This is a genomic window from Parachryseolinea silvisoli (assembly GCF_021190955.1).
GTDB lineage: Bacteria > Bacteroidota > Bacteroidia > Cytophagales > Cyclobacteriaceae > Ohtaekwangia > Ohtaekwangia silvisoli.
The window spans coordinates 285,050-298,996 of the sequence record NZ_JAIOAO010000003.1; the positions used below are offsets into that span (position 1 = coordinate 285,050).

A 13,947-nucleotide genomic window follows, 5' to 3' on the forward strand; every position below is an offset into this window, starting at 1 on the left:
ATCAGCGCGATCAATCCGGCATCCACCAAATTTTACTGGAGAACATATCGATCGCCCCTTGTGCATTGACATTATTGGCGTTGTATAGATATTCATTCTGATCGTACAGCAATCGGAAAGGAATCTCGTCGCTTACCCGGTTGGAAGCTCCCGATAAAGGAACATCGGGGAATCGACCGTTCCTTCGGTAGTCATTCCAGGTTTCCAATGATTCTATTCCATTCAGGGCCATGTACTTTTGGTACATCAATAATTTGTATTTGTCGGGCGCCGCCTCCCAACTGACCCATTCATTGCCGGACGAAACCTGGTCCGTATACCAGGTGGCAAAAATGTCATCGGAAAGCGAAGGATCGCTGGAATTGCCTCCAGCATTGAGCCAACGGAAAGATTCATTTACGGCGTCCAGATAAGCTTGTTCCGCGTCGCCCGCGATCCAGCTTCGCTGTACAGCCTCTGCCTGCAAAAACATGCTTTCCACACTGGTCAGCACCCAGTCGCTCATGTTTCTGCCCTTGATAATCCCTTGCGCCGACGGGTTTACGTCGGCTATGTTTCTGGAGCCTCCAACAGCCGAGACATGGAGCATGTCCTGATACGGGTATGTGAGGGCATCGACATACAGGCCAAATTGATTGCCTCTGAATTCGAGTGGAGCTGATTGAGTAAACGGTTCTGGATCGCCCGGGGTAAACGGGGTATCGACAGTGCTATAGAGCAAGCCGATCCTGGGGTCGTTGTCCGACTTGAGCAGTTCCAGTGCATACACATTGGCGTGCGCTACTTGTGTGGATGTAAACTGATATTGCGCATCGTAAAACCCGCCACCCCACTGAAAATTATGACTGGAATACGATCCAAAATAACGGGACACTTTGTGGCGGTCTGTGCTGTAGTTGGGGTTGACGGAGGCATCCTCCCCACTTCCCAGAAAGCCGGATCCTTCACTGACGATTTTTTGAATTTCGCTCAGAATATATTGCTGCCGGTCAGTGCGGTTAGCCTGGTGGATGAGTAATCTTAATTTTACCGTGTTGATGAGTTTTGCCCATTTGACTTTGTCGCCATGAAACATGATGTCGGTATTGATGATGTCTGCACTTTGGAGACTTGTCGCCGTTTTTATCAGTATAGTAGCCGAATCCAGTTGCCTGATCAGATCTTCGTAGATTGCCTCGCCCTGGCTGTATCGCGGCTGAAGTATCTTTATATTATAGGCATCTTCATACGGCATGTTATTGACCAGATCCACTGCCTGGCTCCACTTGAGGGCCTTCACTACTTTGGCAATACCCCAGTAGAACAGCTGATCGGACTGTTTGGCTTTTTTCTCCAGGTATGGAATCTCCGCCGGAGGTATTGCATTAAAGTAAAACGCGCCCGTAGCCTGAACATCTTTGTAGTTCACGGCCCCATAGTTTTCAGTCATATTCCAATGGCTCCAATAGCCCATCCAATGGTGAATGACCCACGGACCGCCAACGCTGGCGCATCGCTCCAGTAGCGGGGGCATTATGACTTCGACGGTTGCACTATTGTCTGTTAAATTACGCGGATCGTAATTGACATCGAGCCAATTATCGCATGCCGCCATGCCGAGCATTAAAACCGCAGCGGTCATAATTGAAGTTATTTTATTTCTCATCATCAAAAGCGATTTAAAGAATTCATGGTTTTAAAATGTAGCCGAGAGACTCAGGCCGAAGAGTACGGTACCCGGTAGTACGGATTCATCGGAGTTGCCACCGGATGCATTGTTGCCCGCTGTTATAAAATCGCGGTAGCCCGGGCCGCGCACCAGGCTGGGATCGCCATACACGTTGGAGCTTGGGTATACCGAAAACACATCTCGTGCGTACAGGGTAGCAGTGAGATACTTGATCGAAGTGGACTTGATGGGCTGATTGTATTCGAACGACACCTGCCTGAGCTTGAGAAAGGCACCACTCGACAAACCATAAATATTCCGGGTCGAATACCGTGTGTACAAATCCTGGCCCGCACTTTGAACCTTTATATCCGTGTTCTCGACGTAATTCCCGTTGTCATCCATGTAAACAGAATTTGGAAAAACGAATGGCTTTCGATCGTTATACGTAGTGCGCGGATCCGTTCCCATAAAGAAGCCGCCTGAAGTGGAAAACATGTGATTATACCCGCCTACGTAGTCAAGAAGGGCAGACATGCCGAATTTTCTCCAGTTAAAAGTCAGCGAAAGCGATGAAGAATATCGTGGCAACGTATTACCGCCAATTTGATATTCTCCATAATCTGCTTGGATGGGAAAGCCATTGTTTTTATCAATAACGACGCGTCCCTGCGGATCGCGCCGCCAGTCGGTGATGCCAAATTCATACGCACTATGCCCCGGTCTTGCAAAGTATTTTTGTCCGCCCGGATCATCAACGGGAAACATGCCGTTGTATACCGGCGTCAGGGATAGTACTTCGTTATTGTTGATGGCACCGGTAACCTTGGCGGAGATTGAAAAATCACGCCCAAGCTTTATCGGGTTGATCGTCAGCTCAAGTTCCACGCCGTGATTCTCGAACTTGCCGGCATTGTCGGTCGTGGGAAATCCACTCAGCCAGGCGTTAGCCACGTTGAGAATGACCGAGTTGTTTAACTGGTAGTAATAGGTGAAGTCTGCTGTCAGAATGTTTTTGAAGCCCAGGCTCAAGCCGTATTCCTGCGAGAAAACTTTCTCGGGTTCCAGCAAGGGATTGGGGTTGTTGTCCGCCAGGAAGCCGTAGCCATATACATAGTTGGACTGATCGGCATTTAAATAGGGGTATCCATCCGTCAGGTACAAGATCCGTTCGGACTGGTAGGGCGTGATGTTCATGTTCGCCGATTTGGCAAACGACGCTCTGAGCCTGGCAGACGTTAGCCATTTCAGTTCTTTGAGAACGGGCACCATCTGATTGAGCAGGATCGATGTATTGACGCTGGCATAGAAGTCTTTTCCCCGGGCAACCTTCGCGCGTTTGGAATCCCATTCGTTCCTGCCGGTGACCTCAGCGAAAATCATATCCTTGTATCCGGCGGAAACTCTACCAAAGGCCGATGTTGTTCTGGACAGAATGGCACTCTCGGATGCCTGGACGGGTGTGACGCTAAAAGCCAGGTTGAATACATTACCCGCGAGCTGCGCGCCAGCCCGCATTTCCTTGATATAATTCTGACGAACAGTATTCCCTACGTTCGTCCGAATGAGAAAATCACCGGCTTTATGAACGGTCGACACTATAAAATCATTGTTTACGGAGGTATTGCTGATCATCAGCTCTGAGGTGGTGGCACCGATATCATAAAGCTTCTGAGGGTCCGTGACAAAATCTGCAAACCTCACGGCCCTGCCGGTAGTCTTTATATAGGCAGCTGTATAATTTACACTTGGACGTTCGGTAATGGTAAGCCAGTGAACGGGAGTTACGTCGAAAGTCAGGTTACCGTTCAGCGAGTGGGTGGTAGCCTTCGAACGGTTATTGGCAAGCTCTTCATATGGACTGATGCCCTTGTAATACCGGTCGTGGTTAGCCCAGTATCCATGTTGCCAATCCTGGTAATCTAATAAGGGAATAAAATTGGGAATACTTTTTATTGTAGCTTCCAGGTTTCTACCCCGGTCACTATCCACTCTCGAATAGTTGAAGTTGGTCTGGATCTTTACGGCATTACCGATCTTTTTGGTCGTTGTCAACAATACATTCAGCTGATTTTGCCTGTCGTCGGGAAGGAGCCCGGTTTGTTTCACGTAGCCCAGTCCCAGGTAATAGGAAGAACTCACATCGGCCTGCGAAAAGGACAGGTTGGTTCTATTGGTCAGCGCGGCCTCAAAGAATTTTCTTGAATCTTTTTTATAGTCGTATGTTATATACTGTAAGTCTCCATTTTCATCCGGATAGCCGATAGGCACCACGCTGCCGTCATATGCCGGTCCCCAACTGTAACTACCCATGGGATCATAGATGCCATTGCCTTCGCTATCTACCAGGCCGCTTCCAAGGCCGAATCGCCGCTGACGGTAGTCTTGCCTGAAATCGACGATCTGAATCGAAGTATTGTTGGCGAAGTTGATCACCGGTGAGCCTAGCGCGGCTTTCTTTGTCGTGATGATGATCACGCCATTGACACCTTCCGGGCCATACAGCGCGGTACCGTTTGCGCCTTTTAATATCGTTACGTCTTCAATATCGGCCGGGTTAAGGTTGTTGATGAAGTCCAGGGCTTGCGAAGCCGCGGTCTGATCACTGCCGAACGAAAGCGGAGCACCATTGAAGACAAATAAAGGCTGGTTATTGGTATTGGCGCCAAACGACCGGACACCGCGCAAGAGGATTCGCATCTGGGGCGTCATATCCGAACTCTGCGTTGTAATGCTGAGCCCCGCCACTTTCCCGACGAGGCCCGTTAACAGACTTCCGGAGTTGGCTTTATTCACTTCTGTCCCGGCAACTTTTGTAACCGTATAGCCAATCTCCTTCGATTTTCTTTCGACCCCGTACGCGGTGGTTACGACGACTTCCTGAAGGGTGGTGACATCTTCGATTAACGTAACATGGAGAATTGTTTGCTGCTCAATCTTCACCTCCTGCGCTTTATACCCGATAAAGGAAAACAACAACACATCGCCCGGTATGGCGTCGATGGTATACTCCCCGCCGGCGTTTGTCGTCACCCCGTTGGTAGTCCCTTTCACGAGCACATTCACACCCGGCAGACCGACACCTTGTGAATCGGTCACTTTACCGGTGACCGCAACGGATGGTTGTTGCATTATGAAAGCCTCATTCGTGGTGTCGACGGATGATTTGCCGGTGAGGATGATGTAATCTCCCTCGGCCTGTACGCTGTATTGTATTTTGTGCGGAGAAAGCAGCGAATCCAGTAAATCCCCGAGCCTTCTATTAGACGCTGTAACGGAAACGGTTAACCCGAGGTTCAACTTGCTACGGCTATAGCCGAAACGCACATGGGCCGTCGATTCAATCTTCATCAACGCCTTCTCGAGTGTTACTTCGCTCAGCGTAAGTGACACTTCCCGGTTAAGCACTTCCTGTGCATGGTTTGGATGCGCGATTGCCAATACTGAGAAGGTCAGCGCAACCGTAACCTGTACCATCGCTATTCTCATAATTCTTACTATCCGATCCGCCTTTATTGAGTGGGCACTGCATGGCCAGCACGCCCTTACTACGGCAGGTAAATCATACCTGGTAGAGGTTTTTTCCATATATTTATGCTGTTGAATTCAAGAAATTGAAAGAGACTATTTGCCCTTTTATTCCCGACCTGGTCGGGGTTTGCACGGGCGAGAGACAAGCGGGGGTGGTACCAACACCCCTGCTTTTTTATCGTTATGGTGAATGGCTACGAGAATATGCGCGCATATGCATTTTTATGGTTTAAGGTTATAGGCATTATTTATTGCTTCACAGCCGTCGCCGCGAATTGAAATATCTTTGTTATTTATCTCATAAGTGAATCCCAGAATGGCAGAGACCATATCCAATGTCCGGTCGAGCGACTGATCTGTGAGATCGATCGTGATAATGCAGTTCGCCAACGTACCCTCTTGTAAGGCAGTAGAAACATCGAACTTCTTCTCAATTCTCTTGATGACCTCATCCATGCGGGTATCCCGGAAATTCATATCGTACTCCGTTCGGTCGATCACCTGCTGTTGTTCCGCTATTTTGACCTGTGCTTTTTCGGGTTGCTCGTTTACGCCGCTGAAGGACGCTTTTTGATTGGGCATTACAATAATCCGGTCCGTCCGCCGGCTGGACGTGATGGCAACTTTGCCGGTGAGCACCAATACTTCGACGTTTTCGGGTGTTACCTTAAGATTGAAACTGGTACCCAGAACAGTGGTCTTATACTCGCCAGAGGATATAATAAAGGGATGTGCGGCATCCTTTGCCACTTCAAACAGGGCTTCACCGCTAAGGGTGACGTTGCGTTCGCGGCCGGAAAATTCGTTTGGATAGGAGACAGAGCTGTTACCTTTTAGCCAGATAATGGTACCGTCGGCCAGCATCACTTTGCGCACTTCATTACCCGAGGTTGAGGCGTGAAGGATTTCTGGCTCGGCAGCCGACGGCCGATAGGCTACATGCCACAAAAAATACATTGATACGGCTACCAATGCAAAAACGGCCGCCATTCGCCACCATGGCGTCAGCGTGTTCTGTTGCTCCCTGGCTGCTGTGATCTTCTCAAACAGCGCTATCGAGATGTCGGATAATATCTCTTTACGTTCCTGCGGAGGAATCTTTTCTGACTGATTGCTTTCAGTACGGTTTTCGAGCCACTTTTCAACAAGCGCTCTTTCCTGTGGGGTACAGGTATCCGACTGATAACGTCTGATCAGGTCGCTGAATTCACTTTCGCTCATAGATGCATAACAGGGTTTAGGCTTGGGGACAACTATTCCCTTACCTATAAAGGCACCGAACTGGCGCCGAACTCCCGACTGATTCGCGATTTCTTTCAAAAAAAATACAAAAACGTAGGGAACCTCGTTTTGGCTACGTTTGCAATTGAGGTGCGCCTGTGAATCGGTGTCGGATCATGAATTTGTGAGCGATTTTTTTAACTTGCAGATTAGGTAAACGAGTACCACCTGCCCAAACCAGTAAAGTTGAAGCCAGACCGCTATATAGCATATGATGATGGCGCCTTGATGGCGCTCATCAAAAAGGGCGATCAGATGGCCTTCCAGGCGATCTACGATCGGCATAGCCAAGGCATCTTCGATTCCGTTTACAATAGCCTTCACAAAGTCGAAGAGAGTAAGGAGATCGTACAGGAGGTATTTTATTACTTGTGGGCAAAACGTGGTGTGATTAAAATCAATAGCTCATTAAAGCGTTATTTGCTGGTATCGGCACGTCATGCGATGTTGAATGTGATCCGGTCTGAGAAGGCCCGAAAAGCATACGCCGCGGATCTGGCGCTGTTCTCGGCATCACTGCATGATAATTCGACAATAGAATGGCAGGATTTGCAAGATCTTGAAAACGTCATCGATACCAGTCTTTCTCAGCTACCGGAGAAGTGCCAAACCATTTTCAAACTCCGGTGGAAAGAACGGCTTTCGGCCGAACATATCGCCATGCGTCTGGAAATTGCCCCACACACCGTTGAAAACAATGTATCCATGGCGCTCAAGCATCTGAGAGCTTCGATCGGGCAGTATTTGTTGTCCGTCTTCATATTTTGCGCTTCATTATAGCGAACGAACTTGCCGCAGCATAACGGGTTCGAGATGTTCGAAACGAATATCCCCTGTATTTCTAAACACCCGGCCCGTAGCCAATGGAACAGGTACATGACAAGACTTAGTCATCGGTGGTTGTAATACGTATTCGCACCCCATGCTATGGGTAAGCCAATGCAGAACATTAATATACCACAACCAATTGTAGCCTGGAGCAAATTAAAGGACCCCTTGTCCAATCCGATAAGCTTGAGAATAACAAGATTCATTACCAGCCAGACAAATAATCCATACAGCAATCCAACCGCCACTTTATTGCCGGAAAGAAATTTCGACTTAGGGTAAAGCAGAAAGAATAGACTCGTCCAGCCATACGAAATTGCATAATGCACGGTCAAGCCTAGCAATGCTGAAACGAGACCCATCGCATAGGATTCTTTGCCCAGAAATACACTGGCGATATATTGCAGAACAATCACCGCATCAGTGCCGGAAGTAATGTATACATTAACACAAGCAGCTACTATATCTAACGTACCGGCAATGAAACCTGTGATCAAAATAGCTTTTACAAGACTGCTTCGGGATGCATCTGTATGTGATGATGACATAAGTCAAGAATTAGGTATTCAAAGTAAGTCGAAATACGGCTACTCACCTAACTGCCCGGCGCAATTTTTATAGCTCCTTAAATATTTTTTGCTGTTTTTATAGACGTGTCAACCTGGGTGGCGATTGAGCGGTTGTTACCGCAGTTGCTGCGAGGAAGCCCATGAACTGGAACGGTCGCGAATAGTCCTGGCAACGAAAGCGTATTGAGCTATTTCAAAGGCTTCCATCCCACAAAACGGGTTTGTTCAAAATATCAATTTATTTTGCTCCAAATTCCAATCTACTTTGCTCAGAATTTTAATTCTACTTGTTTAAAATGTCATTAACCTTTGTTGCGAATTCTCTGTATTTATCAATACTTTGAAACTGCTTTTACAGAATACGTTCAAATGAAAAAACAACCAGCCAATCCATTTATTCTTGCTCTTACAGCTCGCAATCTTACCGTGGAGATTCATAAACATTCGGCTTATCAGATTGTGTTGTCAAACGACTATCCGTTTACTTCAACTATTAGTGGCGAGTTGTGTAAAAACATCTATGGATTTTTGATTAAACCACACGTTGCGCATTTATGTACAGCGGAACAGGGGACGTTAAGTGTTCTAAATATAGAGCCTTATTCAAGTATTGGCCTGGAACTTGCCCGAAGCTTCGCTTCAAATCAAGATTACATCATTTTTAATTCAAGAACCGAAATAGATGCTTTTTTTAAAATGGGAACAAACCATTTTGATATAAACACGGTCATCAGCGCGTTGCTTTCAAAAGTTCCAACAATACAGTATGATGAAAGGGTAACAACAATGGTGGAATTTATCAGAAGTAATTTCTTTGAACGAGATATAAATCCACAGACCTTCGCTGACCTGGTTTTTCTTTCCCCTTCTCGCTTAGCGTCGTTGTTCAAAGAGCAGACCGGCAGCAGCTTGTCTAAATATTTACTGTGGACGAGATTACGACAGGCTATCTATGTAACGCTTTCGGAAAAAGACAAAGGGCTTACAGATATCGCATATGACACGGGGTTTTACGATTTACCCCAATTAAACAAGTATATGCATGAAATGTTTGGCATGCCGCCCATCGCCTTGAAACACAACAGTGATCTGATACAAGTCTATTAGCCTGAAGCCGGCCATCTTTGTAGCATATTCATTAAACATTGAATACGCGCAGATGAAAACGATTGCATACAAAGAGTTTGGGGACACTGGTGTGTTACAAACCCAGGATGAGCCAAAGCCGGCTATTCAACCTGATCAAATTTTGGTGAAGGTAAGAGCTGTTTCAATTAATCCCTTGGATTGGAAAATCAGAAAAGGTGAAATGAAGCTAATGTCCGGCGCAAAATTTCCCCGGCACACGGGAACTGATTTTGCTGGAATTATTGAAGATGCCGGGCCAGCGGTAGCTAACTTCAAGAAGGGAGATGAAGTTTTTGGTATGGTGAAAAACAATATGAAGGATGGAGCCTTACGCGAATACGTTGCCGTTTCCCCGACATCTGTTTGGAAAAAACCAGCCGACATTACTTTTAATCAAGCTGCGTCTATTCCTACGGTCGGTGCTGCCGCTGTTACAGCTTTGCAGAAAATGGGTGGAGTCAATTCAAATTCTCACATTTTGATCCATGGCGCCGGTGGTGGTTTCGGCATGTTTTTATTGCAGCTACTAAAACGTATGGGCGCCAACACCACGGCAGTTACCGGGACAAATGCCATAGGCTTCGCAAAGCGCTGGGGCGCCCATGCAGTGGTAGATTACAAAAACGAGAATGTTCTTTCTCAAAGAACTACGTATGATGTGATTGTTGATTTGTCAGGAAAGCTGGGTTATAAAAATGCAAAACAGATCATGAAGCCAAGGGCATTGTTTTTAAATCCTGTTCCGAAACCTCTTGACATTCTCACAACACCTGTTGTGAATTTATTTAGGGGTAAAAAACATCTTGCCCTGCTTACCGCTCCGTCGCAAGAGAATATCGATCTATTGTTGAATGCTATCGCCGACGGGCTGGAAATTGAAGTCAGTAAGGTGTTTCCATTTGCCCAAGCAAAAGAGGCCTACAAGTACGCTGAAGAAGGTGGTTACATAGGCAAGGTCGTCATAGAGGTTAATTGAACATCCCGTATTTTTCATTAATCTAATGGAAGGGGAACCATCCCCCGGGGTATCAGTCAAGAACAGTGATCTGATACAAGTTTATCCTCTTTCAGCACACAAACTTTACATCGTGATTAAGTAACAACATTAAACTTTAAAAAAATGATTTTAGTAACAGGAGCAAATGGGCACCTCGGGAGATCTATTGTCAATTCTCTACTGGATAAAGGTGTTGACGCTAACAACATCATTGGCTTGATTAGGGAAGAGTCAAAGGCACAGGATTTAAAAGCAAAAGGGGTCACGCTAAGAGTAGCTGACTATGACTGGTACCCGACATTAGTTAAAGCTTTTGCAGGGATTGAGAAATTAGTCCTAGTCTCAGGAAGAGATCTCACTGCCAGAATCGAACAGCACGACAACGTAATTACCGCTGCTAAAGAAGCCGGTGTAAAACATTTGCTTTACACCAGTTTTTTTGATGGGAATGACATAGGAAACTCCCCATTCGATTTCGTTTCATCATCCGTCAAAGCAACAGACTCAACTATCAGGAAAAGCGGCATTCCTTATACGATTTTCAAAGACAATTTGTATGCGGAACTGCTGCCGATACTCTTCGGGGACAGGGTAATGGAAACGGGTATCTATTTGCCAGCCGGGGAGGGTAGGGCAGCTTACGTAAGCCGTACGGACATCGCCGATGCGGTCGCCAACGTCTGTCTGCAAGACGGGCATCTTAATAAAGCGTACAATATCAGCAATACTGAAAATCTGTCCTTAGCAGAGATCGCCAGCGTGTTAAGCGCGCAGGCAGGTGTTGATATAAAAACTGTCAATCCCTCTACAGCCGACTATATCGAGACGATGGAAAAACGCGGTTTGCCTACTCAGCTCGTCAAGATATTCTCCGCCATCTCAGAAGCAATCAAGCTTGGGGAGTTTCAATCCTCGTCGACGGATCTGGAAATGCTTCTAGGCAGAAAGCCTTTATCGGTACAGGAATTTTTGAAGCAAACATATTTTAAACAAGCAAGTACTGTAATCTAAGAAATTATGAACCTTATTGATAAAACCCAACTGGGGAGTCTGCCACTGAAGAATAGGATGGCCATGTCTGCGATGACGAGAAGCCGCGCGGACATAAACGGAGTCGTGGGTGATGTCCACGTTCAATACTATACTCAAAGAGTAAGTGCAGGGCTAATATTTACAGAGGCCATCAACATCAGCGAACAGGCGATTGGAAGTCCCTTTACACCGGGTCTTTTCACGAACGAACAGATTGAGGCCTGGGGAAAAGTTGCCAATGCTGTGCACGATAACGGTGGAATTATTATCGCGCAGCTTTGGCATACAGGGAGGGTGGGGCATTCGGTTGACCGGAAAGGTATTCTACCGGTAGCGCCATCAGCTGTTGCTATTACCGGCATGAAGCATTTCACTTCCGAGGGCCCTAAGGATTATGAAACACCAAGGGAGTTGACCGTTGGGGAAATCAAACAAATAATAAAGGATTATGGCCAGGCAGCAAAGAATGCAATCAAGGCTGGATTTGACGGGGTCGAGTTGCATGCTGCGAACGGTTATCTACCCAATCAATTCTTAGCAGACAACGCCAACAAAAGATTCGACGCGTATGGCGGGAGTATCGAAAACAAAATACGCTTTGTTTTGGAGGTGATGCAGGAATTGATCGTTGCTGTTGGCGGTGATAAAGTTGGCATTAAGCTCTCGCCTTTCCACCCTTATGGTGATATTTTGTTTGATAACCCTGTTGAGACCTTCACGTATTTAATAGGGGAGCTCAATAAATTGGATTTCACCTATGTAGAGTTAATGAGGCGTAGCGCTGCATTTCCGGTGCCAAGCTATCCGAATGACGACGAAATTGAATTGTTTGGAAAGCAGGTTAAGCATTCGATTATTGCCAACAGTGGTTATGACAAAGCGTCTGCTGAAGCAGAACTAAAAAAAGGGATTGCTAAACTTATTTCTTTTGGAACTCTGTTTTTAGCCAATCCTGATCTTCCACAGCGGTTCGAGAAAGATACATCGCTCAACCAGCCGGACAGGGCAACCATGTTTGGCGGTGGGGCGCAAGGATACATTGACTATCCATTCCTAAATGCTTAGAATTTGAAGTATCAATTTATGGGTATGAATATCAACTTTATTATTCGTATCCATAAACCGATCCTCCAGTCACGACCATATCCGCAAACAACGTTAATGGATTCAAGCTCTTATCATATTTCATCTGATATCAAGATGTCATTAAGTCATGATACATTCTATCATACGGAAGCCTTGCTCGAGCATCACCTGCTTGTATGGGTGATCGCAGGGCAAACCAGGGTTGTACAAGCTAATGGATCCACCACTTTTGATGCTGGAAGTACATTTATCCTTTCGCACAATCAGGTGGTCAGGTTGGTGAATAGCGCCGTGAATGGAGTCCAATATAAGGCACTGGCCGTCCAGCTATCCAGACGAAATGCCAAGGAGTTTTATTCTCCATTGAACATCATTCCTTCCGTTTTGGGAATGGATATTACGCCGCTTTGCATAAGCAGTCATCCGTTGCTGGATGGCAACTACAGATCACTCGTGAGCCTGTATGACCGGCGAACGAAATTAACGGAAGAAGCTAGTGCAGAGAAGATTTTTGAATTGCTGCAGATTCTTCGGGAAACTATTCCGCAGATTGACAACGTCCTGGGTAGTTTTGAAACACCTGGCCGGAATGATCTTGCGAGATTTATGGAAGGGCATTTTATGTTCAACATAACAATTGAGGATTTCAGTTATTTCACTGGCCGAAGCCCCTCTGCCTTCAATCGGGATTTCCGCAATACGTTCGGCATGCCACCACAAAAATGGCTTACAAAGAAACGATTAGCGTTTGCCCATCAGCAATTGACCACAGTCATGAAAAAGCCGGTCGATGTTTATCGTGAAGTTGGATTCGAGGATTTATCTCACTTTTCATACGCATTCAAAAAAATGTACGGATATCCACCTAGGGAGGCGAGTCACGCAGGTAGATAAAATGTGAAGATATAAATGAACTAACCAATTATCTGTATCTTTTCGTATGAAAGAAAATGAAGAGATCGTCTCTGTTGAGAGCTTGCGTGTCAAGACGGGTAAAAAGATCAGGCTCGAAGACTTTGATACCGGCTATACTGGGGAGCTCACAAAAGAGCGAGGCATTGAGCTTCTCGATGAAAGCCGCAAAAAACTCGCGTCCATCCAGGACAAACTGTATGCCCACAATCACTATGGCGTACTGATTATTTTTCAGGCTATGGATGCCGCCGGAAAAGACGGTGCCGTGAAACACATCATGTCGGGATTCAATCCGCTCGGCGTGAAGGTGACAAGCTTCAAGGCACCCACAAGCTATGAGCTAGAGCACGATTTCTTCTGGCGTCACTACCTTGCCCTCCCTGCACGCGGCGAGATTGCCATACACAACCGATCACACTATGAAAATGTGCTGGTAACGCGCGTGCATCCTGAATATGTTCTCCGTGAAAATATTCCCGGCATCAGGAGTATAGCCGATATTACTGGCGACTTCTGGGAGGATCGCTTCAAGCAGATCAACCGCTTCGAAAAGAATCTGTCGAAAAACGGCACCGTGATCCTCAAGTTCTTTTTGCATTTGTCAAAGAAGGAGCAGAAGAAGCGGTTTCTCGAGCGCATTGACGACCCGTCCAAGAACTGGAAGTTCTCGATGAGCGACATCGGGGAGCGGGGTCACTGGAAGGAATACCAGGAGGCCTATGAGCAGGCCATCAACGCCACGTCACAAGATCACGCGCCGTGGTTCATCATTCCGGCCGATGATAAGTGGTACGCCCGCCTCGCCATCGCGTCGGCAATCGCAGGAAAATTTGAAGAACTCAAAATCAGCTATCCGTCGATCAGTGAGGAGCAGAAGGCCTCGCTTCAAAAAGCCAGAACGCAGTTGACTGGAGAAGAGTAGTCACATCAAT

11 protein-coding genes are annotated in these 13,947 nt (G+C 46.6%); 7 read left to right on the plus strand and 4 right to left on the minus strand.

Annotated features, from left to right (window positions below; translation table 11 throughout):
* Positions 1 to 10: 10 nt before the first annotated feature.
* The 3 genes from K7P01_RS18580 to K7P01_RS18590 all read right to left on the minus strand — a co-directional run bounded on the left by K7P01_RS18580 (position 11) and on the right by K7P01_RS18590 (position 6,400).
* On the minus strand, positions 11 to 1,621 hold the full coding sequence (locus K7P01_RS18580) for a SusD/RagB family nutrient-binding outer membrane lipoprotein (protein WP_267295801.1): 1,611 nt from the start codon (positions 1,619 to 1,621) through the stop codon (positions 11 to 13).
* A 54-nt stretch (positions 1,622 to 1,675) separates the two neighbouring features.
* Complete coding sequence (locus K7P01_RS18585; RefSeq protein ID WP_267295802.1) at positions 1,676 to 5,137, minus strand: SusC/RagA family TonB-linked outer membrane protein; 3,462 nt, start codon at positions 5,135 to 5,137, stop codon at positions 1,676 to 1,678.
* A gap of 264 nt (positions 5,138 to 5,401) precedes the next feature.
* Positions 5,402 to 6,400, minus strand: coding sequence for a FecR family protein (locus K7P01_RS18590; protein WP_267295803.1), 999 nt, complete (start codon positions 6,398 to 6,400; stop codon positions 5,402 to 5,404).
* 246 nt (positions 6,401 to 6,646) lie between these two features.
* Here K7P01_RS18590 and K7P01_RS18595 point away from each other — a divergent pair, with 246 nt between their 5' ends.
* Positions 6,647 to 7,240: an RNA polymerase sigma factor gene (locus tag K7P01_RS18595; protein ID WP_267295804.1), complete on the plus strand. Its 594-nt coding sequence runs from the start codon at positions 6,647 to 6,649 to the stop codon at positions 7,238 to 7,240.
* A 110-nt stretch (positions 7,241 to 7,350) separates the two neighbouring features.
* Here the strand turns inward: K7P01_RS18595 and K7P01_RS18600 are convergent, their stop codons facing one another.
* On the minus strand, positions 7,351 to 7,836 hold the full coding sequence (locus K7P01_RS18600) for a hypothetical protein (protein WP_267295806.1): 486 nt from the start codon (positions 7,834 to 7,836) through the stop codon (positions 7,351 to 7,353).
* Between the two features lie 390 nt (positions 7,837 to 8,226).
* Here K7P01_RS18600 and K7P01_RS18605 point away from each other — a divergent pair, with 390 nt between their 5' ends.
* The 6 genes from K7P01_RS18605 (at position 8,227) to K7P01_RS18630 (ending at position 13,937) form a co-directional block, all read left to right on the plus strand.
* On the plus strand, positions 8,227 to 8,964 hold the full coding sequence (locus K7P01_RS18605; protein ID WP_267295808.1) for a helix-turn-helix domain-containing protein: 738 nt from the start codon (positions 8,227 to 8,229) through the stop codon (positions 8,962 to 8,964).
* Positions 8,965 to 9,016: 52 nt separating this feature from the next.
* On the plus strand, positions 9,017 to 9,961 hold the full coding sequence (locus K7P01_RS18610) for an NADP-dependent oxidoreductase (RefSeq protein WP_267295810.1): 945 nt from the start codon (positions 9,017 to 9,019) through the stop codon (positions 9,959 to 9,961).
* A gap of 144 nt (positions 9,962 to 10,105) precedes the next feature.
* Positions 10,106 to 10,993: an SDR family oxidoreductase gene (locus K7P01_RS18615; protein WP_267295812.1), complete on the plus strand. Its 888-nt coding sequence runs from the start codon at positions 10,106 to 10,108 to the stop codon at positions 10,991 to 10,993.
* A gap of 6 nt (positions 10,994 to 10,999) precedes the next feature.
* Positions 11,000 to 12,079, plus strand: coding sequence for an alkene reductase (locus K7P01_RS18620; RefSeq protein ID WP_267295814.1), 1,080 nt, complete (start codon positions 11,000 to 11,002; stop codon positions 12,077 to 12,079).
* Positions 12,080 to 12,103: 24 nt separating this feature from the next.
* Positions 12,104 to 12,994 carry a helix-turn-helix domain-containing protein gene (locus K7P01_RS18625; protein ID WP_267295816.1) on the plus strand — a complete coding sequence of 297 codons (891 nt, stop codon included), beginning with the start codon at positions 12,104 to 12,106 and terminating at the stop codon, positions 12,992 to 12,994.
* A gap of 46 nt (positions 12,995 to 13,040) precedes the next feature.
* Positions 13,041 to 13,937: a polyphosphate kinase 2 family protein gene (locus K7P01_RS18630; RefSeq protein WP_267295818.1), complete on the plus strand. Its 897-nt coding sequence runs from the start codon at positions 13,041 to 13,043 to the stop codon at positions 13,935 to 13,937.
* Positions 13,938 to 13,947 lie beyond the last annotated feature (10 nt).

Bases quoted from the DNA above. Each gene is read 5' to 3' on its own strand.
- K7P01_RS18580 (WP_267295801.1), bottom strand. From the start codon at position 1,621: ATGACCGCTGCGGTTTTAATGCTCGGCATGGCGGCATGCGATAATTGG.
- K7P01_RS18585 (WP_267295802.1), bottom strand. From the start codon at position 5,137: ATGAGAATAGCGATGGTACAGGTTACGGTTGCGCTGACCTTCTCAGTA.
- K7P01_RS18590 (WP_267295803.1), bottom strand. From the start codon at position 6,400: ATGAGCGAAAGTGAATTCAGCGACCTGATCAGACGTTATCAGTCGGAT.
- K7P01_RS18600 (WP_267295806.1), bottom strand. From the start codon at position 7,836: ATGTCATCATCACATACAGATGCATCCCGAAGCAGTCTTGTAAAAGCT.
- K7P01_RS18605 (WP_267295808.1), top strand. From the start codon at position 8,227: ATGAAAAAACAACCAGCCAATCCATTTATTCTTGCTCTTACAGCTCGC.
- K7P01_RS18610 (WP_267295810.1), top strand. From the start codon at position 9,017: ATGAAAACGATTGCATACAAAGAGTTTGGGGACACTGGTGTGTTACAA.
- K7P01_RS18615 (WP_267295812.1), top strand. From the start codon at position 10,106: ATGATTTTAGTAACAGGAGCAAATGGGCACCTCGGGAGATCTATTGTC.
- K7P01_RS18620 (WP_267295814.1), top strand. From the start codon at position 11,000: ATGAACCTTATTGATAAAACCCAACTGGGGAGTCTGCCACTGAAGAAT.
- K7P01_RS18625 (WP_267295816.1), top strand. From the start codon at position 12,104: ATGAATATCAACTTTATTATTCGTATCCATAAACCGATCCTCCAGTCA.
- K7P01_RS18630 (WP_267295818.1), top strand. From the start codon at position 13,041: ATGAAAGAAAATGAAGAGATCGTCTCTGTTGAGAGCTTGCGTGTCAAG.